The organism is Ferruginibacter sp. SUN106 (assembly GCF_050611765.1).
Taxonomy (GTDB): Bacteria; Bacteroidota; Bacteroidia; order Chitinophagales; family Chitinophagaceae; genus Ferruginibacter.
This window is the reverse complement of sequence record NZ_JBODJC010000006.1, coordinates 100,383-119,212: the sequence shown is the minus strand read 5'-3', so window position 1 is coordinate 119,212 and position 18,830 is coordinate 100,383. Positions and strand designations below refer to the sequence as shown.

Annotated in this window: 17 protein-coding genes and 1 tRNA gene; 11 read left to right on the top strand and 7 right to left on the bottom strand. The window is 36.1% G+C overall.

The genetic code is table 11. The annotated features are described in order from the left end of the window. The first annotated feature begins 44 nt into the window (after positions 1-44). Positions 45-839 (top strand): transporter, encoded by a 795-nt coding sequence (locus ACQ334_RS22860; protein WP_430990606.1) that lies wholly within the window; start codon positions 45-47, stop codon positions 837-839. On the opposite strand, the gene ACQ334_RS22855 is transcribed toward ACQ334_RS22860, so the two are convergent. From ACQ334_RS22855 to ACQ334_RS22835, 5 genes are all read right to left on the bottom strand, one after another. Beyond that, a complete protein-coding gene (locus ACQ334_RS22855; RefSeq protein ID WP_430990605.1) occupies positions 840-1,319 on the bottom strand; it encodes a TlpA family protein disulfide reductase in 480 nt (159 codons plus the stop codon). It abuts the gene before it with no gap. 188 nt (positions 1,320-1,507) lie between these two features. Further along, positions 1,508-2,419 carry a PorP/SprF family type IX secretion system membrane protein gene (locus tag ACQ334_RS22850; protein WP_430990604.1) on the bottom strand — a complete coding sequence of 304 codons (912 nt, stop codon included), beginning with the start codon at positions 2,417-2,419 and terminating at the stop codon, positions 1,508-1,510. Positions 2,420-2,446: 27 nt separating this feature from the next. Then, positions 2,447-4,372 (bottom strand): gliding motility-associated C-terminal domain-containing protein, encoded by a 1,926-nt coding sequence (locus tag ACQ334_RS22845; RefSeq protein ID WP_430990603.1) that lies wholly within the window; start codon positions 4,370-4,372, stop codon positions 2,447-2,449. 217 nt (positions 4,373-4,589) lie between these two features. Then, the gene (locus tag ACQ334_RS22840; protein WP_430990602.1) at positions 4,590-6,623 is read right to left on the bottom strand and encodes a putative porin; all 2,034 of its coding nucleotides are present in this window, start codon (positions 6,621-6,623) and stop codon (positions 4,590-4,592) included. 10 nt (positions 6,624-6,633) lie between these two features. Continuing rightward, positions 6,634-7,446 (bottom strand): purine-nucleoside phosphorylase, encoded by an 813-nt coding sequence (locus ACQ334_RS22835; RefSeq protein WP_430990601.1) that lies wholly within the window; start codon positions 7,444-7,446, stop codon positions 6,634-6,636. 197 nt (positions 7,447-7,643) lie between these two features. Here ACQ334_RS22835 and ACQ334_RS22830 point away from each other — a divergent pair, with 197 nt between their 5' ends. The 3 genes from ACQ334_RS22830 (at position 7,644) to ACQ334_RS22820 (ending at position 11,076) form a co-directional block, all read left to right on the top strand. Continuing rightward, a complete protein-coding gene (locus tag ACQ334_RS22830; protein ID WP_430990600.1) occupies positions 7,644-8,888 on the top strand; it encodes an ABC transporter permease in 1,245 nt (414 codons plus the stop codon). Positions 8,889-9,155: 267 nt separating this feature from the next. After that, positions 9,156-10,202, top strand: coding sequence for a tRNA (adenosine(37)-N6)-threonylcarbamoyltransferase complex transferase subunit TsaD (gene tsaD, locus ACQ334_RS22825; protein WP_430990599.1), 1,047 nt, complete (start codon positions 9,156-9,158; stop codon positions 10,200-10,202). A 148-nt stretch (positions 10,203-10,350) separates the two neighbouring features. After that, complete coding sequence (locus ACQ334_RS22820; protein WP_430990598.1) at positions 10,351-11,076, top strand: tRNA1(Val) (adenine(37)-N6)-methyltransferase; 726 nt, start codon at positions 10,351-10,353, stop codon at positions 11,074-11,076. Positions 11,077-11,151: 75 nt separating this feature from the next. Here ACQ334_RS22820 and ACQ334_RS22815 read toward each other — a convergent pair whose 3' ends face one another. Together ACQ334_RS22815 and ACQ334_RS22810 are read right to left on the bottom strand one after the other, a co-directional pair. Next, positions 11,152-11,385, bottom strand: a complete 234-nt coding sequence (locus ACQ334_RS22815) for a barstar family protein (protein WP_430990597.1) — start codon at positions 11,383-11,385, stop codon at positions 11,152-11,154. Then, positions 11,378-12,583 (bottom strand): NAD(P)-dependent oxidoreductase, encoded by a 1,206-nt coding sequence (locus tag ACQ334_RS22810; RefSeq protein WP_430990778.1) that lies wholly within the window; start codon positions 12,581-12,583, stop codon positions 11,378-11,380. The genes ACQ334_RS22815 and ACQ334_RS22810 overlap by 8 nt, the downstream gene beginning before the upstream one ends. Positions 12,584-12,793: 210 nt before the next feature. Here ACQ334_RS22810 and hscB point away from each other — a divergent pair, with 210 nt between their 5' ends. The 7 genes from hscB to ACQ334_RS22775 all read left to right on the top strand — a co-directional run bounded on the left by hscB (position 12,794) and on the right by ACQ334_RS22775 (position 18,830). After that, positions 12,794-13,273 (top strand): Fe-S protein assembly co-chaperone HscB, encoded by a 480-nt coding sequence (hscB, locus tag ACQ334_RS22805; RefSeq protein ID WP_430990596.1) that lies wholly within the window; start codon positions 12,794-12,796, stop codon positions 13,271-13,273. Positions 13,274-13,301: 28 nt separating this feature from the next. Further along, positions 13,302-13,385: transfer RNA gene (locus tag ACQ334_RS22800), tRNA-Leu, on the top strand. Between the two features lie 138 nt (positions 13,386-13,523). Then, on the top strand, positions 13,524-13,970 hold the full coding sequence (locus tag ACQ334_RS22795; protein ID WP_430990595.1) for a DUF559 domain-containing protein: 447 nt from the start codon (positions 13,524-13,526) through the stop codon (positions 13,968-13,970). Positions 13,971-14,215: 245 nt separating this feature from the next. Beyond that, the gene (locus ACQ334_RS22790) at positions 14,216-15,010 is read left to right on the top strand and encodes a thymidylate synthase (RefSeq protein ID WP_430990594.1); all 795 of its coding nucleotides are present in this window, start codon (positions 14,216-14,218) and stop codon (positions 15,008-15,010) included. A 17-nt stretch (positions 15,011-15,027) separates the two neighbouring features. Further along, complete coding sequence (locus ACQ334_RS22785) at positions 15,028-15,933, top strand: phosphoribosyltransferase-like protein (protein WP_430990593.1); 906 nt, start codon at positions 15,028-15,030, stop codon at positions 15,931-15,933. Between the two features lie 4 nt (positions 15,934-15,937). After that, positions 15,938-17,896, top strand: coding sequence for a hypothetical protein (locus ACQ334_RS22780; RefSeq protein ID WP_430990592.1), 1,959 nt, complete (start codon positions 15,938-15,940; stop codon positions 17,894-17,896). Further along, complete coding sequence (locus ACQ334_RS22775) at positions 17,874-18,830, top strand: hypothetical protein (RefSeq protein WP_430990591.1); 957 nt, start codon at positions 17,874-17,876, stop codon at positions 18,828-18,830. Before ACQ334_RS22780 ends, ACQ334_RS22775 begins: the two co-directional genes overlap by 23 nt.

Below are 18,830 nucleotides of genomic sequence, written 5' to 3'. Positions count from 1 at the left end.
ATTTTTGTTTTAATTTTTAGACAAGACTAAATTTATTTTTAAATATGATTAAAATAATTTTACTGGTTACCCTGCTTGTAACAGCGGTAACAGTAACTGCTCAAATAGAAAAAATTGACACCGATAGGCCAGATCAAACAGAAAGCGCTTTTACTGTACCTAAAAAATGGATGCAATTTGAATCGGGTTTTTTGAAAGAAGTTGATAAAGGTTATTATAGCCCGTTTACAAAATGGACAGATATACGTTTGGAGCATCCCTCCTTATTAACAAAATATGGTGTTGGTAAACGTTTTGAGTTAAGGCTTATAACCGGCTTTGCCACTTATAAACTCAAAGATGATAATCAGCTTGTTGAAACCCAAACTGGTATTGATAATGTCCAATTCGGTGGAAAATTGAATTTCTTTGATGAAAAAGGATGGCGGCCTAAAATTTCGCTTATAGCTCATTATGATTTTGCAGGTTTGAGAACTATAAACAAAGACACTACTGATGGTATAAATTTCAGGTTTACCATGCAACACACTATTTCAGAAAAAGTATCATTGGGGTATAATCTTGGTATGGAATGGGAGCGTTTTGGAGAACCTGCCGCTTATACTTACACTTTTGCGCCGGGCTTTAACCTTAGCGAAAAATGGTATGCCTATATCGAAGCGTTCGGTTTTATCTGGAAAAATGAAAAGCCAGAAAACAGTATTGATGGAGGTATTGCTTATTATGTAACTGACAATTTTAAATTAGACGCTTCTGCAGGGTTTGGTTTAAATAAAAAAGCGCCGGATTATTATTTTGCTATTGGTACATCATTTCGTTTTAAAACTACCAACAAATAATTACTGCAGTAATTCACTTACCAGCTTATCCAGCTTTTTTCCTTCTGCATCAATGGCCACCACATTGCCATTTTTATCAAGCAGGAAACTTGTTGGTATCATTTCAACACCAAAGGCTGCTGGTACCTTGCCGTTCCATCCACCATTATCATTTACCTGGGTGTATTTTATCTTGTCGTGTTTAATAGCTTTTATCCAATCATTCTTTTTATTATCAATTGAAATACTAAATACCTCAAAGCCTTTATCCTTATATTTATTGTACAATTTCACTACACCAGGGTTCGATTCCCTGCAGGGACCACACCAACTGGCCCAGAAATCAATCAGTACCACTTTACCTTTAAAAGAAGACAAGCTAACCATACTATCTTTTACATTAGGTAAACTGATCTCAGGTACTGGTGCCCCCACTTTGATTTGTGCTTTAACACTTATGGCAGCTATTGAAACAATTACCACAAAAAATACTTTTTTCATTTACAACAGTTTTTTTTCCTGAATAAAGATAATATGAATTGTAAAAACTTTTTCACTTTACTATTTATCTGCGCAAGGTAGCAACAACTAAAGAATAATCAGCTGGCTGTTCGCTTATAATGCTGTTAAAAAAAAGGAACAGCCAAAACAGGCTGTTCCTTTAAACTTGGACTATATGGCAACTATTTTTATTTTTTAAAGAAATACCGCAGTGATACCTCATGAGCACCATTACCACCGTTAAAAGTGTTTATAGGGTGGTTATATACATCATACGCATAACCAATAGTGAATTTGTGGTCTATCTTAAGACCAGCAAAAATGGTGTAATCCTGTTTGTAATGAGCGCTAACCCCAACATGGATAAGGTCTTTATGCAGCAGCATAATTCCTGCCTCATAATCAGCGGGTGCATTGGGCTGATAGCGCACTTCCACATGCGGCAGCAATACATTTGATTCGTCAGTTACAATACAGTAACTGGCAGTAAAGAAAAAGTGGCGGTATAACTTACCATCAACATTAGTGGATGATTTAACAAAATCCAGTTTAGGTTGTATCAACTGAAAGGCAGATGCACCAATTGTTAGTTTTGGTGTACGCAGGTAAACCCCTGCAGATGCATCGCCTTTAATGGTAGAGCCGGAGGATGCCAGCAAAGGATCATTAGGAATGAATTCAGCAATTTTATCTTTGTCCACTTTAAATTGTATCACTTCTGCCCCTAATCCCATCATCAGCCTTTTTTTATCATCACCATCTAATTTAACGCTGTAAGAAACATTAAAATTTCCTCCTGTACGGCTGGTTGGTCCAGTTTTATCAGAATACAGTACTACGCCTACCCCGGTGTTTTTGGAAGGAATATAAGTATCTCCAAAAAGCATCACAGTTTTAGGGCTGCCATCAATGCCGGCCCACTGGCTCCTGAATACACCTCCAACAGTTGTTACATCATTGGCCCCTACTGCTGCAGGATTATGAATAAAACTGTTTTCCATATACTGGCTTACTTTAAATATCTGCTGTGCAGCTGCATTTACAGATAAGGCAACAGTAAACAATACAACTGCTGCTATTTTTATTTTTATTGAATACATGTGTAATATTTTTAACTGTTAGGAAAATTATCTTAAAATGGTTACGCTTCCTTTCTTATCTACTCCACTATTATTTATCAGGTCATAATGAACTACAAAATAATAAGTACCATCCGGCAAAGGTTTGCCTTTATATGTTCCGTCCCAGTCGTTTTTATAATCAAGAGATTCAAACACTTTACTACCCCAGCGGTTGTAAACGCTTGCCGCAACTTTTGTAACACAGTTGCCATTGGTAACAAACCATTTATCGTTAAACCCATCACCGTTTGGTGTAAAGGCCTGCATTGGTTTTACACAATCGCTTATTACTGAAACCACCACGCTGGAAGATGCAGTACATCCCTGTGGTGAGGTAACCTTAATAGTATAGGTGGTGGTTGCTGTTGGTGATGCTACCGGGTTTAAAATATTTGCTGCGTTAAGTGCCGTCGCCGGTGTCCATAAGTAAGTACCCTGAGAAGCAGTTGCCTGTAGCTGTGTACTTTGTCCCTGGAAAATAATAATATTACTTCCTGCACTAACGGTAACACCGGGATTTACAGTAACATTAAACGATTTGGAAGCGCTACAGCCACTAGCCGACGCCGTTACTGTATATTGGGTATTGAAAGTTGGTGATAAAACAGGATTGGCAATAGCAGGATTACTTACACCGCTTGTTGGCGACCAGGTAAAGCTGGTACCATTACTTACTGTATTGGCGCTAAAGGCTGTGGGGGCACAAACAGTAGTATCGGCATGCACGGTAAGTGTTGCTGCTGTATTTACTGAAGTAGTAAATGATTTAGTGGTAATGCAACTACCTGTTGATGCAGTAACGGTATACAATGTAGTGCCAGTTGGTGCCAATATTGGGTTTGCAATTGCAGGATTATTTACTCCTGTAGTTGGCGACCATGCAAAGCTGGTGGCATTACTAACAGTGTTGGCATTAAATGATGCGCCCGAGCAAATAGTTGTATCCGCATGAAGGGTGAGTGTTGGTGGCGCAGGTGCAGCCATAACTACAGGGTAAACAGTAGCACAGGCACTGGCATCAGTAATAGTAGCCTGGTAAGTTCCTACACCAAGATTATTAGCAGTAACGCCTGTTTGTACCGGGTTGGTATTCCATACAATGGTGTATGGTGATGCAGACCCTGTAACAGTAAGTGTTGCACTACCTGCATTGGTGCAGGTTACATTAGTGATTGCCGCACTGATAGTCTGCGTAAAATCTATACCGGAAACCCCAAAGAATACCGCATTAGGAAAAGGAGCATTAGTACCTGCAGTAGTAACATTGGTTACAGTTACTTTTTGCAAAGTTTTTTGCCTGTCGGTACAAGACAATGATATCTCTGCATAATACAATCTTGGATTTGTTGAGTAGGCATCTGCACCAGAGGCAGGAGTAGCCCTTGTACAACGGCCAAAACCCGATAACACCAGGTTTGCAGTATTATTAAACCAGTCGCCAAGCGTATAGTTGGTTAATGCGTTAGTAGTTGACCCATCAGTAAAAGTAAGGGTTGCATTTATCAGGCTCGATCCTTCGGTAGAAAGGGCCAGCAATCTTATTTTACTGTATTTGGAAGGCGTAGTTAAAGTAAGGCTGCCACTTTGCGTACGTTGTAATAGCAAGGCATTATTACCCGTATAAGGCGCCAGCTGATAGTTACCAGCTGTAGCATTGGCTATTGTGCCATTGTCGGGTAATCCACCTCCACCAAAAGCATTGAGTGTTTTAAAAGTGTTGGTGTACATTACCTTGTTAGAAACTGTGGGACCATCGATACAAATGGTTGTGGTAGTTAATGAACTGGTGCCGGCTTCGGCCACCACATCATGATTAAAACCTGTAACAGTAATTGGATTAAAAGTTTGGGCAAAAATAATTCCGGGAAAGATCAGTAATAATAATTGCACAAAAAGCCTTTTCGACTTTAAAAGACGGCGTGTAATAAGCATATAGTTTGGTTTAAAGAATAAAATCTTTTATCAGGGAACTTATTTTCAAAAAGAAAATAATCAGTTTAAAGAATGCAGGATTTTGTAGATCATTAAGCAAGAAAAATCAAGATAACAGCTGTATTACAGCGTTTTGGTGCGCTAATATAGCATTTTTTGGAATAAGGTAGCTCTGTCGACAATAAATTACCGTAAAAAAGTTAAATACCTGAATATCTTAATTTATAAAATTCCATTGAATACCAAAGCGTATCATAAGCCCTTGTGTGGGGTAATGAGGAGCTGCAAAATTATTATTGGTAAAGCCAAATCCGTCGGCTACGCTTACCGTATTTAAATTTTCTGCACGGATATAAGCAGTAAAAGATTTAATCCTGAAATCGAAAAAAGCACTGATATCAGGAAGGTTTTTCAACTTCATCGTATCCTGTGGCATAAATTGTCCCATTACAGGCGAATAATTATAGCCTTCATAAGGCGTGTAATATCTTACTTCCAAACCTGTGGATAAATTAAGGTTCTTGTAATACACCCCTTCAAATGCCAAACGGTTTCTTGTAAAAACCAATGGCACTTTTACCGGTGCACTACCGTCTGTCTGTTGCACTACAGCTTCGGCATACCAGTTTATCTTTTTAGTAAGCTTTATTTTTTTAGAAGCAAACAATTGCAGCAGGTTAATCACTTTAGTGCTTTGTGCAGTATGGTAATAATCAGAAAAATAAGCCAGGTTAGTGATAAGGTGATTTTTAAAACCCAGGTTAACAAACTGGTTATGCGCCTCAGCACCAAAAGAAATAATATTTTCTTTTTTACTGATGGTTGCGTTCTTAAAATTAAATGCGGATAAACTATTGTAGATAAAGGAAGGGCTCCTGTTTACGTTGGTAAAAAACAAACGTACATCACCCAGTTTTTTATTCAGGTACCTGTCAATAGAAGCGTTAGCTTTATAATCACCGCTGTTAAGGCCATTCAGGTAAAATTCTCCTTTTAATAAAACATCCCATAATTTATTTCGTGTTTTATTCCTGTATTCGCCGTGCAGAATTATATTGTAATAATTTTTTGATTCAATAGCGGTGGCCCTGTAAAATTGCGCTCTGATATTTTCTATCCTGGCACCCGCCAATAAAAACTGCGCTGAATTTTTAGTATCAGGAAATTGTAACAAAGAAAAATCATTGCTGATAACACTCCATTTTTCATGTACAGAGAAAGTATCCAGCAACTGCGTTTTTAATACGGTATCATACCATGTTTTATAAATAAGTGTATCTGCAGACAGATCCTGGAAAAGATAATTATAATGGCTGTAGGTGAAAGTATATTGTGCTCTTAGTTTAGGATAAAATAAATATTCTGTTGTAGAATCATTTACTGCAACGGAATCTTTTTTTCCAATATCATAGGTTTGCCTTAAAAAGAAGGTGAGATCCTTATCAATATTGCCGGTACTTACCGATGCATTAAAAGGATTAGGCGTGTAGTTAAGTGCATTACCTAAATTTACATCTATCGCATACCTTTTCTTTTTATTGGGGTCCGCTAATGAAGAATCATTTGTAATACCTCCGTTCTCTGAATTTTTAATGGTGTTTCCCATCAACACAAAATATGCAGCATATCTTTTCCTCTTTCCCTGGTAAGTACTAAACAGCCGGTAACTTTTGTGATTGGTATTCTGAGTAATAAAAAAACCCGGTGCACTTATCAACCTGTAGTCGAAACCAAAATTCCAGTTTTGCCTGGGATTTTGAGTATGCAATGCCTTTATCATTTGCTCCTTACCCGATGCCAGCTGGTAACTTAACTGCGTAAATGGTTTAGTGGTTTTATAAAATTTAGTGTCTTCTAATTTATAGCGGTAAACATCAAATGCATGAAAGCCTGCGTCCCAGCCAGGTTTTAAGTTAGGTGTATAAATTAAAGGGTAAGCCGCGGCACCATTGTTACCTAAATATTGCCAGCTGGAGGGTACAGAAAAATATTTGTCAAAATCATTAATAGAAGAATCCAAACGGTTGATACGAACAGAATCGAGATACTTATAAGAAATACTGATAGAATCTTTTTTATCATCCCTATGTTCAAACCCCAATGCATTATCTCTCGCTGATTTACTGGTGTCGGTTTTATTCTGGCCCCCCGAGCGGCCTGCTTTTGGTAATTGTCTCAATATATCGGGTTCCTGCGCACTACAAACCGCAACCACAAAAACAGTAAATAAAAGCGTGATAAAATACTTCATGTAATGGCTGTTACAGTTGTGCTATCAGTTCTTTAAAAATATAGGTAAGCTTAGGCTCTGCATCTTTTGCAGCTTGTAACACTTCATCATGTGTAATGGTATTCTCCTCGTCTCTTATACCAATATCAGTAATTACACTCATGGCAAATACCGGCAAGCCCATATGCACAGCTGCAATCACTTCCTGCACAGTACTCATACCCACAGCATCGCCGCCAATAAGGGACAACAATTGATACTCTGCCCTGGTTTCAAAGGTAGGGCCTGTAACACCGCAATACACGCCTTCTCTTAAAGCAATATTTTGTTTTGCAGCAATGGCTTTTACTTTATCGATCAGGGCTTTTTTATAAGGTTCACTCATATCAGGGAAACGTGGCCCCAGTGCATCAATATTTTTCCCTACCAGGGGATTGGGGGTAAAAAAACTCACATGGTCCTTAATGATCATCAGGTCACCTACATGCCAGTCTTTTTTAGTGCCTCCTGCTGCATTGCTCACCAGCAAGGTTTCTATACCTAAAAATTTCATCACCCTTATCGGAAAAACAACTGCACTGGTATCATACCCTTCGTAATAATGAAACCGGCCTGCCATTGCTACTACGTTTTTCCCCCCCAGCTGGCCAAATATAAGTTTACCACTGTGGCCTTCTACCGTGCTTACGGGAAAATGTGGAATGGCACTATATGGAATTTCTTTTTCCACCGCTATTTCTCCTGTAAAACTACCCAACCCACTACCCAATACTATACCAACAGCCGGCTTATTACTATACTGTTCTTTTATAAAAGCTACTGCTTCATTAATTTTTTGCATCATAAACAAATCCTGGTTTTTTGTGCGCCAAAGGTAAGGCAAGATATTGTTAAAGGAATGTTCATTAGTAAAGGTTTATAGTTTTTACTTTATGGTTTGCAGGGCAATATTACCTGTTGCTGCGATGTTTAAAGTTATCCTGTGTATGCCACTTATATATTTTAGCCCTGCAATTCATTTGCTTACTGTAATTTTGAAAGATGAGTAAATCACTCAATATTATTGCCAATTCACTCCGGCTTACACTGCAGGAATTAAAGGTGAATAAATTACGCACTGCACTTAGCCTTACCGGCGTTGCCTTTGGTATATTCTGTATTATTGGCGTACTGGCAACAGTAAATAGTTTGGAAAGAAATATACAAAACGAAGTAAAAAGCCTTGGCAGCAATACTATTTATATCGACAAATGGGAGTATGCCGGAGGTGCCGATCGCCCCATCTGGAAATACAGGGCCCGGCCAAATATGAAATTTGAAGAGGCCGGAATGATCAGGCAACGATCCTATTTATTAGAAGATGTTTCTTTATTACTGAGAAGTGGTGGTGCTATTTCGTATAAGAACGACCAGATATCCAATGCCAGTGTATATGGTATCACCGAAGCACAAATGACGGTACAGCCTTTTACTTTTGATGTAGGCCGTTTTTTTTCCTCCAGCGAATTCAGTTCGGGCAGTAATGTCTGCCTTATCGGTTTTGCCAATGCAGAATCTTTATTTGGCACCACCGACAGGGCAATAGGCAAACAGATTGAAGTTAGAGGCAAGAAAGCTACTATTGTTGGTGTGATAAAAAAAGAGGGCAAGAATTTTATTGGCTGGGATTATGATAACTGCGTAATGCTGCCTTATAAATTCTGCAAGCAGATATTTGAAGAAAACTGGAGCAACCCTGTTTTAATTGCCAAAGGCAAAGAAGGTATTCCCCCTGCCGCATTAATAAATGAATTAAGAGGCATCATGCGCCAGATAAGAAGGCTTGCTCCTACACAGGAAGATAATTTTTCTTTAAACAGCGTGGAAGCTTTTAGTAAAGCTATTTCTGATTCTTTTGTTACCATTAATATTGTAGGTGCTGTTATCGGCGGCATCAGCCTTATTGTAGGTATGTTTGGTATCGCCAACATTATGTTTGTTACAGTAAAAGAACGTACCTCTTTAATTGGTTTAAAAAAAGCCATCGGTGCCAAAAAAGGCAGTATTTTATTTGAGTTTTTAATGGAAGCTGCTTTGCTTTGCATTATTGGCGGTGGCATCGGATTATTCTTTGTGTACATTCTTACTTTGATACTTTCCGGCCCCCTTAAATTTCCTGTATACATTTCTATACCCATGCTGTTTGGTGCCATTATCATTTGTATTGTAGTAGGAATTTTAGCCGGTATTATTCCTGCAAGAAGAGCGGCAAAGATGGATCCGGTGGTAGCGATAAGAAGTAAGTAAATGCTGCCGGCAGTTACTGAAGAAAACAAATGATCAATGCTCAATTTTCAACACTCAAGGTTCAATAAAAAACAAGTAAATTTATACGCCTCATTTTACAAGCAATTACAAAATCTAATGCACTGCATTTCCATTGAACATTGAAAACTGAGTATTGAGCATTGAATATTCTAAGCTCCAGGCTTCCTGTTTCACCTAAGCCCTTGCCTTATATCACAATAACAGAATACCTCCTACCTTTGCAAATCATTACAGCATAATTTACCAATGAGTATTTCTATTTTGGCTATCGAATCCAGTTGCGATGAAACATCTGCCTCTGTTTGTGTGGACGGAAAAATTATGTCCAATTATATCGCCAACCAAACCGTACATGAAAAATACGGTGGTGTAGTGCCTGAACTGGCCAGCAGGGCACATATGCAAAATATTGTTCCGGTGGTGGATGCGGCATTAAAAACTGCTGGTTGCGACCTGTCAGCAATTGATGCCATTGCTTTTACGCAAGCCCCGGGATTGATCGGTTCATTATTAGTAGGTACACAATTTGCAAAATCATTATCACTGGCTTTAGATAAACCGCTTATAGCAGTGCACCATATGCAAGCTCATGTGTTGGCCAATTTAATTCCCGCTGACAAACCTGCATTTCCTTTTTTGTGTTTAACGGTTAGCGGCGGGCATACACAAATTGTATTGTGCGAATCTCCCGGCAAACTAAAGGTAATCGGTGAAACTATTGATGATGCTGCAGGCGAAGCATTTGACAAAAGTGCCAAGCTATTAGGATTGCCTTATCCTGGCGGCCCGTTGATTGACAAGTATGCTGCCAATGGCAACCCGGATAAATACAAATTTCCTGAACCACAGATACCTGGTTTAAATTTTAGTTTCAGCGGATTAAAAACATCTATTTTATACTTTTTAAAAAATGCCGGCACCAGCAATGTTTTTAAAGAAGAATTTTTAGCAGATGAGGCGATGCAGAAAAAATTCATTACAGAAAACCTGGAAGACATTTGTGCCTCTATACAAAACCGCATTGTAAGCATTTTATTAAATAAGTTAAAAAAAGCGGCGCAGGAAACCGGCATTACCAATATATGTTTAGCTGGAGGAGTTAGCGCCAACAGCGGCTTAAGAAAAACTTTTACTGCACTGGGCGAAAAAATGCATTGGAAAACTTTTATTCCTGCATTTGAATACTGCACCGATAATGCAGCAATGATTGCGATTACGGGATACTATAAATTTTTAGAAAACAATTTCACCGATCTGAGCATCAGCCCCAGCGCAAGAGCAGAGTGGGGATAAAGAGTTGCAAGGGGAAAAGCTACAAGCTGCAAGAAAGCAATCTGCTATTACATGTTTCTCCCTTGCAGCTTCTCCCCTTGTGGCTTTTCCCCTTGTGACTTCTCCCCTTGTGGCTTCTCTCTTAAGGCTTTTGTATCTTGCAACCTGTATGGCTAACAACTATTTTCAATTTAAACAATTTACTATTCACCAGGATCAATGCGCCATGAAGGTTTGCACCGACGCCTGTTTGTTTGGTGCTTATATTGCTGATGAATTACAAACCGGGGTACGCAGCGCTGTAAAAAACATTTTAGATATTGGCACCGGAACTGGTTTATTAAGTTTAATGCTGGCGCAAAAAACAAATGTTGAAATTGATACCGTGGAAATTGATACGGCAGCCTATTTACAGGCAAAAGAAAATATCGAACAATCTTTATGGAAAGAAAAGGTCACGATTTACAATAATAATATCCGGCAATTTGAAAGTCATAAAAAGTACGATTGCATCATCAGCAATCCGCCATTTTTTGAAAACGATCTTATATCTGATGATAAAAAGAAAAATGCGGCAAAACATGACAGTACTTTAACACTACAGGAATTATTAACCCATACAGAAAGGCTTTTATCGGCAGAAGGTTTTTTTGCATTGCTACTTCCTTATCACCGCACTAACTATTTTGAAGAAGAGGCTGAAAAATTAAATTTCTCTCTTGCCAAAAAAATATTGGTAAAGCAAACCACAAAACATAAATATTTCAGATCGATACTTATTTTTTCGAGGAACAAAATAACTACGCAAACAAAGGCAATTACAATAAAGAATGAATCGGGGAATTATTCTGAAGAATTTATACTGCTCTTAAAAGATTATTACCTGTACCTATGAATTAAAAATTATGCGGTCACCCTTCAGTTACAAATTCAACATGCTCATGACTTGTAATGATATCAACCAATTCCCTTACCAGTTCGTCCCCGAGCCTTCTTTTGCTTTTTGAAAATTAAGCCAGGTGAGTTTAATGGGTTCATTATAATCAAATACACCAAACCCTCCACGCAACAGATCGTTAAATGCAGCAAGATTATGGCCTGTTTTCCAATTCAGATTAAACGTAAGCACCTTATCCATTTCATCGTGGAAATTTTTTAAGGTAGAGAAATTATTGCCGTTTATGATCAATTCTTTTTTAGCCATTGCCGTTTGCATATTCTCTTAAATACTCATAAGCAGGAGTCAGTTTTCCTTGCTTCACCATCGTTGCTCTTTCAATAATTGCCGAGCCTCCTTTAACCAAATCTTCCAATACAAATTTTATCAACTGTTCTCCAAAATATCTTGACGCATCACGGGGCAATTCATTCGGCAGATTGCCCACCGCCATCAGATCCACAACATTGTTTTGATAAGCAGTAGTTTTCTGCAATGTTTTTTTATCTACGCCGTAAATGGGTTCTTCAATTGAACTATCGCCGATATTAACTACAACAGAGCCATGGTAATCGTTGGTGATATCAGCAATTGTTTTAATGCTGAATTCTTCCGATTGAAATTCTTCTACCGTGAAAAGTGGTGGAATACTTTTATCCCAATACACACCGTTCATTAAAATATCTGTTTGCTTTGCAAAAGGGCTAAACAAACATTTATATTGATCAGGATGCGAATGAAAATCATCCCGGTTATAAGTGCCATCATCTTTTCTGGCATACAAATCACGGCCTTTCAGATCAACATACACCGGGTAATCGAACTGGCGGTGTAAATATTCAAATGGTTCCACTTCATGTATGCCCATCAGGTTCATGATCTCCAGCACACCATGCGCTACACGGCCGCTGCCGGTGACTGCAATTTTTAGTGTAGGTAACTTTAAACCAAAATAGGTATGTATCAGGTTACGGTAATCTTTCTGTTGATACACCCTGTTTAAATTATACAAGCCTGTTCTTTTTCCATAAGCCATCATGCCATTGTGGGCACCAACAATGCCTGCAAAAAAACCAAATCCTAAAATGCGCTGTCCATCTTCATGGGTTAAGCATTCATAATCTATTAGTGTTATTTTATTTTTTAAGATGGCCTGGAATAATTGCTGGTTATGTTCCTGCGCTTTTTTGGTGTGCGAAAAAAACAGGTAGGTTTTATTGGCTATCAATTGTTCTGCCGGCACTTCTTTAATCCCCATCAGTACATCGCACCTGGTAATATCTTCTTTTACTTCCACGCCTGCCATAACATATTCTTTATCGCTGAAGCACCTGGTATCGCTATGTTGTGCCACAACACGAATAGTATCAAAATTTTTATGCAGCCATTTGCATTGTGCCGGTGTAAGGGCCACCCTGTTATCTGCAGGTATTTTTCCTTCTCTTATTAAACCAATTTGTAGCATCAATCGTAGTATTTAGACAGCAAGTTAATTAATTGACCACTAATAAAAACGATTCACTGCGTGAATTGGAGTTGGCCATGGATTACACGGATTTGCACGGATAAATACAATAAAATAAGCTGTGTAATTTGTGGCAAAAACCAACAATCACAAAGTAGTGTTTCCTATTTTAAATACTTCTCTTTGCCAATAAATCCTGAAATTTGCAGTATGAATTATTTTGAACTTTTTGAGATTCCGGTAAGTTTGCAGGTAGATAAAAATATACTATCTAAAAAATATGTAGCCTTACAAAAAAAATACCACCCCGATTTTTTTACGCAGGAAACAGAATATGAGCAAGCTGATGCACTGGAAAAATCTTCGCAAGTTAATAAAGCACTTAAGATTTTTAAAAGCAGCGACGAAACCATTAAATACGTGTTACAGTTAAAAGGGCTTTTGGAAGAAGAAGAAAAATACCAGTTGCCCCCCGATTTTTTAATGGAAGTAATGGAGTTGAACGAGGAATTGTCTACCGATTCAACGGAGCAGATAAACAAGCTGGAAGCTGAGATTTACCAGCCTGTTAAACCCATTATCGATCATTTCAATAATGACACTACTACTACTGAAGATCTGTTAAAAGTGAAGGAATATTATTATAAGAAAAAATACCTGCAACGTATTTTGGACAGATTGGAGGGATAACGTAATATTGCAACCCAATTCAAAAGTTGCCCATGTGGCGGAATTGGTAGACGCAGCAGACTCAAAATCTGCCGTTCGCAAGGGCGTGAAGGTTCGATTCCTTTCGTGGGCACAAGTTAACTTAAAAAGCCTCTATAACACTACGTTTTAGGGGCTTTTTTCTTTTTTGGTGTCCAAATAGGTGGCTATTAAAATTCAAATTATAAGAGTGCCTGAAATTAATGTATGTTAGCATTTCTAATTTAACCTTATGAGAGAGATTTGCTTTGAATGCAGAAGACCCCTTGACTTTGCAGTTGTTAATTATTCGGTCAATAATTTCGGAATTCCGCTTTGCCAACCCCATCAGCAATGGGTTCGAGAAATGGAAAATTTCACTACTCCACAAACCCTTGCCATGTATTTTGCATTAAAGCAAAGAGGTGTTCCTGCAGAGATAGAAAAATTTGATGGTTTTAAAACGATTGACATTGCTGTTCCAGAGGCTAAAATCAATATTGAAATAGACGGAGGGCATCATAATTTTGACCCAAGACAAGCCCTTTCTGATTTACAGCGAACTTATTTTTCTTTTCTAAAGGGGTATTTAACTCTGAGAATTCCTAATTCATTAATAGAATGGAATCTGGAAGAAACTGCTGATTACCTTGTTGAATTTATGAATGTAAATAATTATCGAAATTGGAGTAGATATTAAATTATTAAGTTTGATTATTTATGAAATAATTAAGTAAGCAGAAACCCCTATAACATAGTTTTTGATAGTTTCTCTCCACTTGCCTGTCGGAATAGAGGACTGTATTAAACATCATACCAGTTGAGTTAATTAAAGTCTTTATGCAATTATCTCCTTATAATTTGCTAATTTATCCCTAGAAAATTAATTAATATATATTATCAAAACCTAGTTTAAAATCATATTTTTGGATAAAGACGATAATAATGAACCAATACGAAACCTTGTTACAGTACGTATTAGATTATGGGGTGTCGAAATCGGATAGAACCGGTGTTGGTACCAAAAGTATTTTTGGACATCAGATTCGTTTTGACTTAACCCAAGGGTTCCCTTTGATTACAACTAAAAAGCTGCACATAAAATCCATTATTTATGAGTTATTATGGTTTTTAAAAGGTGAAACAAATATCAAATATTTAAAAGAGAATGGTATAAAAATATGGGATGAGTGGGCGGATGAAAATGGAGAATTAGGACCAATATATGGTTACCAATGGAGGAATTGGGAAACCCCTGATGGAAGGCATATAGACCAAATAAGCGACGTAATTAATACATTAAAAACTAATCCTGATAGCAGAAGAATTATTGTTAGTGCATGGAATGTTGCCGACATTAATAAAATGTCTCTACCTCCCTGTCATAGTTTCTTTCAGTTTTATGTAGCTGAAAGAAAGTTATCTTGCCAAATGTATCAACGGAGCGCCGACATGTTTTTAGGTGTACCATTTAACATTGCCTCCTATGCATTATTGACTATGATGATAGCACAAGTTTGCGATTATGAACTAGGTGAATTTATACACACATTTGGGGACACCCATATTTATAATAATCATTTTGAACAAGTTAAAATACAGTTAGCCCGTGAGCCTAGACCATACCCTAAAATGATATTGAATAAAAGTGTAAAATCAATATTTGATTTTAAATATGAAGATTTTGATTTGCAAGGTTACGACCCGTACCCCTCAATTAAAGGAGATATTGCTGTATGATAAACTACAAGCAATATTTGGATGAAAAAATTCATCAACTTAAGGTAGTTTGTAGGTCTCAATGGGATTACCTTAACTATTCAAATTTATGCGCTTGGTTAGAAGATAATTTTAACGGAGATATGCAAGGTAAATATTATGCGATTAAGATTTTATTGCATACTGTATACTACAAAAAAATTGATATTGAAAAACTGATAAAGTATGGTTTGTTTGAGAAAATTTACGGTGAAATAATTAAGGAGAAACTAATTGCTGACAAAAACATATATATTGACAATAGTACAGGAAGTGCGGCGGTGAATTCATTGAAGAATAAATCATTTTTCATACCATTACTGGATTCGATGAAGCCAAGCGAAAGCGGAAATATATTCACAGGCGATTTAGTACATAAATTTGATATAAACCAATCCCAAGTAGATTTTCATTGGAATGTAACAGAAGAAAAACTTATTGGAAAAGAATTATTAATTTTTGTAGATGACTGTGTGGGTTCTGGGGCACAATTGAAAAAATTTTGGAATTCAATTGCAATTCAAAACCTAAAAACAATTTGTCAAAAATTAAATATTAAAATTTACTACTTGGTTTTATTAGGTTATGACAAAAATTTAGACGCATTAAAATTAGAAAATAAATTATTAGATATCGAAATAGTTGTTTGTGATGTGTTAACTGATAAAAATCGGGTTTTTTCAGATGAGAATATAATTTGGGATAAGAATACTAATGAACGTGAAGAGGCTATAAAGTATTTTGAAAACATAAAAAAAACAAAGGGTGTAAGTTTTTTAGGGTATACAAAATTAGATTTCGCAGTAATCTTGCATGACCGACTACCCGATTGGACACTACCTATATTTTGGAAAAAAACTGTGGGATGGAAGAATTTGTTTCAAAGAAAAACTTCAGAAACTTAAAATAATGGCAACGGAATATAGAAATCCTTTTTCAAAAATAAGAACTGAGCAGATGGGAGATTCTGCTTGGAAATATTTTGTAGAACCTTCAAAGGAATACATCGGAGATAAACCATTAATTTTCGAAGGGAGTAGAGGTACAGGGAAAACTATGTTTTTTAAATGTAATTCTTGGAAAGAAAAATTAGAAGAAGCTAAATCAAAAGGGGAAGCCGTAAGTGAGTTCATTGCGAAAACTAATCATTTTGGATTTTACTATAAAGTTGATGGGAGATTTATAAAAAGTTTGACAGGAAAAAAAATTGATGATACAATTTGGATTGGTATTTTCAATACTTATTTCAATGTAGTAATAGCCAAAGAGATTATTGCCTTTTTTCAATTTTTAATACAAGAAAATATAATTTCAGAGGAAATTTTACATGATGCTATTACCCAAATTTGTTTGATGTTAGATGTTACTGAAATAAACAAATTGAATGAATTAAAATCAAAAATCGAGATTACGCTCGTGAAAATTGAGAAATTTTCAAATAATACAAATCTTGCGGAAAACAACTATCCAATTGGATTAAATGCAGGTACTATAATTGAAAAGTTAATTTTAGCTATAAAACAGAATGCGAGCTTAAAAAATAAAACATTTCACGTATTTATTGATGAGTATGAAGTATTCAATAAGCAACAACAAATCGAATTAAATACACTTTTAAAACAAAGTAATAGCGATTTAGTGTATGATTTTGGAGTAATAACAAATGGAATCATTTCTTTCGAAACAGCTTCGGGACAAATTTTAAAACGCAAAGATGATTTCTTTTTATTCAGCACAGACAGGTATGGGTATTACGAAAGTAAAGAGTACAATCAATTGCTAAATGAAATATGCAAAAAAAGATTAAAAGAAGAATTTGATAAAACTGGTAAAAAGTATGATGATAAGTTTTTAGATATTGGGTTTTACTTGAAAAACTACGGGAAGAAATTTGAGGAGGATGAATTTTCTAAATCACCTTACTTGAACGATTTAAAGGAAAAGGTATTAAAGGAGATTAAAAGGCAAGCAAGGTTATATGGTTATGACGAAACAGAAATTGAAATCTATTATAAAGAGTTAACAAATTGTGCTCCAGTTGCAATGCGTGTACACTTGGCACTCCTTATGAGAAAAAATAGGAGTATAGTTCCTGCAAAGGAGTTGTTAACTCATAAAATTCAAAAATCAAAAAAATACGAAGATTGGCTACATAATATTGAAACTGCTGCATTGTATTTACTTTGCAATGAATTTAAAGTTGAAAAAAAGTATCATGGAATTCAGGTTTATTCAGCTCTTTCTTCTGGTGTGATTCGGAGTTTTTTGGAACTTGCTGAATATGCGTTCGATTATGCTTTAAGTGATATTCAAAGCCCGTTCAGTTTTGAATCTCCAAGAGAATTCTCAATTGAAGAACAAACAAAAGCTGTTTATTTTGTGAGCAACTTTAAAATCAAAGAAATAGAAAGTTATGAGCCACACGGGTATAAGTTAAAAGATTTTACAAAGGCATTAGGCAGAATATTTAAGAATATCCAGCTAAATCCTTACGCAACTTTAGGAGAAGTTGAGCAAAACCATTTTTCTACAAATGAGAATGAATTAATAGAAAAGAAAAAAAATGAAGCTGATGTTTTTAAATCAGCGGTAAGAAATAAAATATTGGAAGATGGCGACCCAACTAAAACGAAGTTGAATAATACTGTTGAATTAACAGATTATCATTTGAATCATATTTATTGCCCTGCTTTTAGCATTTCACATAGAAGGCAAAATAAAATTTCAATTGCCTATCCTGAATTAGTTAAATTATTATCTGGTAACCATAAAGAATTAGAAGAAGCTGTCAAACAGTTATCTGGTATTTCAGAAGATTCATCACCAACTCTTTTTTCAGACAGCAATGAATTATCAAGAGAAATTTAAACTGACAGACGATAATGGAAGTTATTTTTCCCAACAGTTTGATATATTCATTACTGGCTTCAGGGATGAGGATGATTTGAGGCATAGCTTTATTTTAGATAAACTAAAATCCTTTAAAGGTCTAATTTACTCATTTGACACCTGCGAAAATGCAGTAAAATTCAACTATAAAATTGAAGATGAGAAAAGGACATTAATTGAATCCGAGGACAATAAAGTGTTAATACCTGATTTACAGTTATTGTTAAGTAAAAGAGGTTTTAGAGGTGCTAATATTTGTATCGATATAACAAATTTGAAACAGGGAATTCTGTTTTTATTGATAAAAATACTTTTGAAGGAAGTACACCCTGCAAGACTTTTTGCTTCTTATACAGAGCCTATTGAATACAAAAAAAAGGATATCGCTGAAATTGGCGAAACCGAAGAATATGACCTTTATGATAAAATAATGGGAAGTTCTAATGGAGTTCCAGGTTTTACAAAATATCAAACTCAAAATGAAATTTTACTTGTAGCCCCAATGGGGTTTGATAGCCAGAGATTACAAGTTATCTACGAAAGCCTTAAGCCTAAAATTCTGATTCCAGTAGTTGGCTTCCCTTCATTTGTTCCGGGATGGAATCTTACTGCTATTAAAATGAATTATCTAGTCTTAAAGAATGCAGATTGTTTTGATTCAATTGAGTCTTGTGCCGCAGCAAGTCCTTTTGAAATGTTTGAATTATTGGAAACGATATTTCATCGCAATAATTCAAACTACGATATATATGTGTCTCCATTGGGAACTAGACCTCATTGTTTAGGTGCGGCAATTTTCGTATCAAAATTCCCTAGCGCATACCTAATTTATGATTTTCCAATTGAGAAAAAGTATAGAAGTGAAAAGGTTTTAAAAGCTAATATTTATTATTTATCAAAATATATAGGATAA

Bases quoted from the DNA above. Each gene is read 5' to 3' on its own strand.
- ACQ334_RS22860 (WP_430990606.1), top strand. From the start codon at position 45: ATGATTAAAATAATTTTACTGGTTACCCTGCTTGTAACAGCGGTAACA.
- ACQ334_RS22855 (WP_430990605.1), bottom strand. From the start codon at position 1,319: ATGAAAAAAGTATTTTTTGTGGTAATTGTTTCAATAGCTGCCATAAGT.
- ACQ334_RS22850 (WP_430990604.1), bottom strand. From the start codon at position 2,419: ATGTATTCAATAAAAATAAAAATAGCAGCAGTTGTATTGTTTACTGTT.
- ACQ334_RS22845 (WP_430990603.1), bottom strand. From the start codon at position 4,372: ATGCTTATTACACGCCGTCTTTTAAAGTCGAAAAGGCTTTTTGTGCAA.
- ACQ334_RS22840 (WP_430990602.1), bottom strand. From the start codon at position 6,623: ATGAAGTATTTTATCACGCTTTTATTTACTGTTTTTGTGGTTGCGGTT.
- ACQ334_RS22835 (WP_430990601.1), bottom strand. From the start codon at position 7,446: ATGATGCAAAAAATTAATGAAGCAGTAGCTTTTATAAAAGAACAGTAT.
- ACQ334_RS22830 (WP_430990600.1), top strand. From the start codon at position 7,644: ATGAGTAAATCACTCAATATTATTGCCAATTCACTCCGGCTTACACTG.
- tsaD (WP_430990599.1), top strand. From the start codon at position 9,156: ATGAGTATTTCTATTTTGGCTATCGAATCCAGTTGCGATGAAACATCT.
- ACQ334_RS22820 (WP_430990598.1), top strand. From the start codon at position 10,351: ATGGCTAACAACTATTTTCAATTTAAACAATTTACTATTCACCAGGAT.
- ACQ334_RS22815 (WP_430990597.1), bottom strand. From the start codon at position 11,385: ATGGCTAAAAAAGAATTGATCATAAACGGCAATAATTTCTCTACCTTA.
- ACQ334_RS22810 (WP_430990778.1), bottom strand. From the start codon at position 12,583: ATGCTACAAATTGGTTTAATAAGAGAAGGAAAAATACCTGCAGATAAC.
- hscB (WP_430990596.1), top strand. From the start codon at position 12,794: ATGAATTATTTTGAACTTTTTGAGATTCCGGTAAGTTTGCAGGTAGAT.
- ACQ334_RS22795 (WP_430990595.1), top strand. From the start codon at position 13,524: ATGAGAGAGATTTGCTTTGAATGCAGAAGACCCCTTGACTTTGCAGTT.
- ACQ334_RS22790 (WP_430990594.1), top strand. From the start codon at position 14,216: ATGAACCAATACGAAACCTTGTTACAGTACGTATTAGATTATGGGGTG.
- ACQ334_RS22780 (WP_430990592.1), top strand. From the start codon at position 15,938: ATGGCAACGGAATATAGAAATCCTTTTTCAAAAATAAGAACTGAGCAG.
- ACQ334_RS22775 (WP_430990591.1), top strand. From the start codon at position 17,874: ATGAATTATCAAGAGAAATTTAAACTGACAGACGATAATGGAAGTTAT.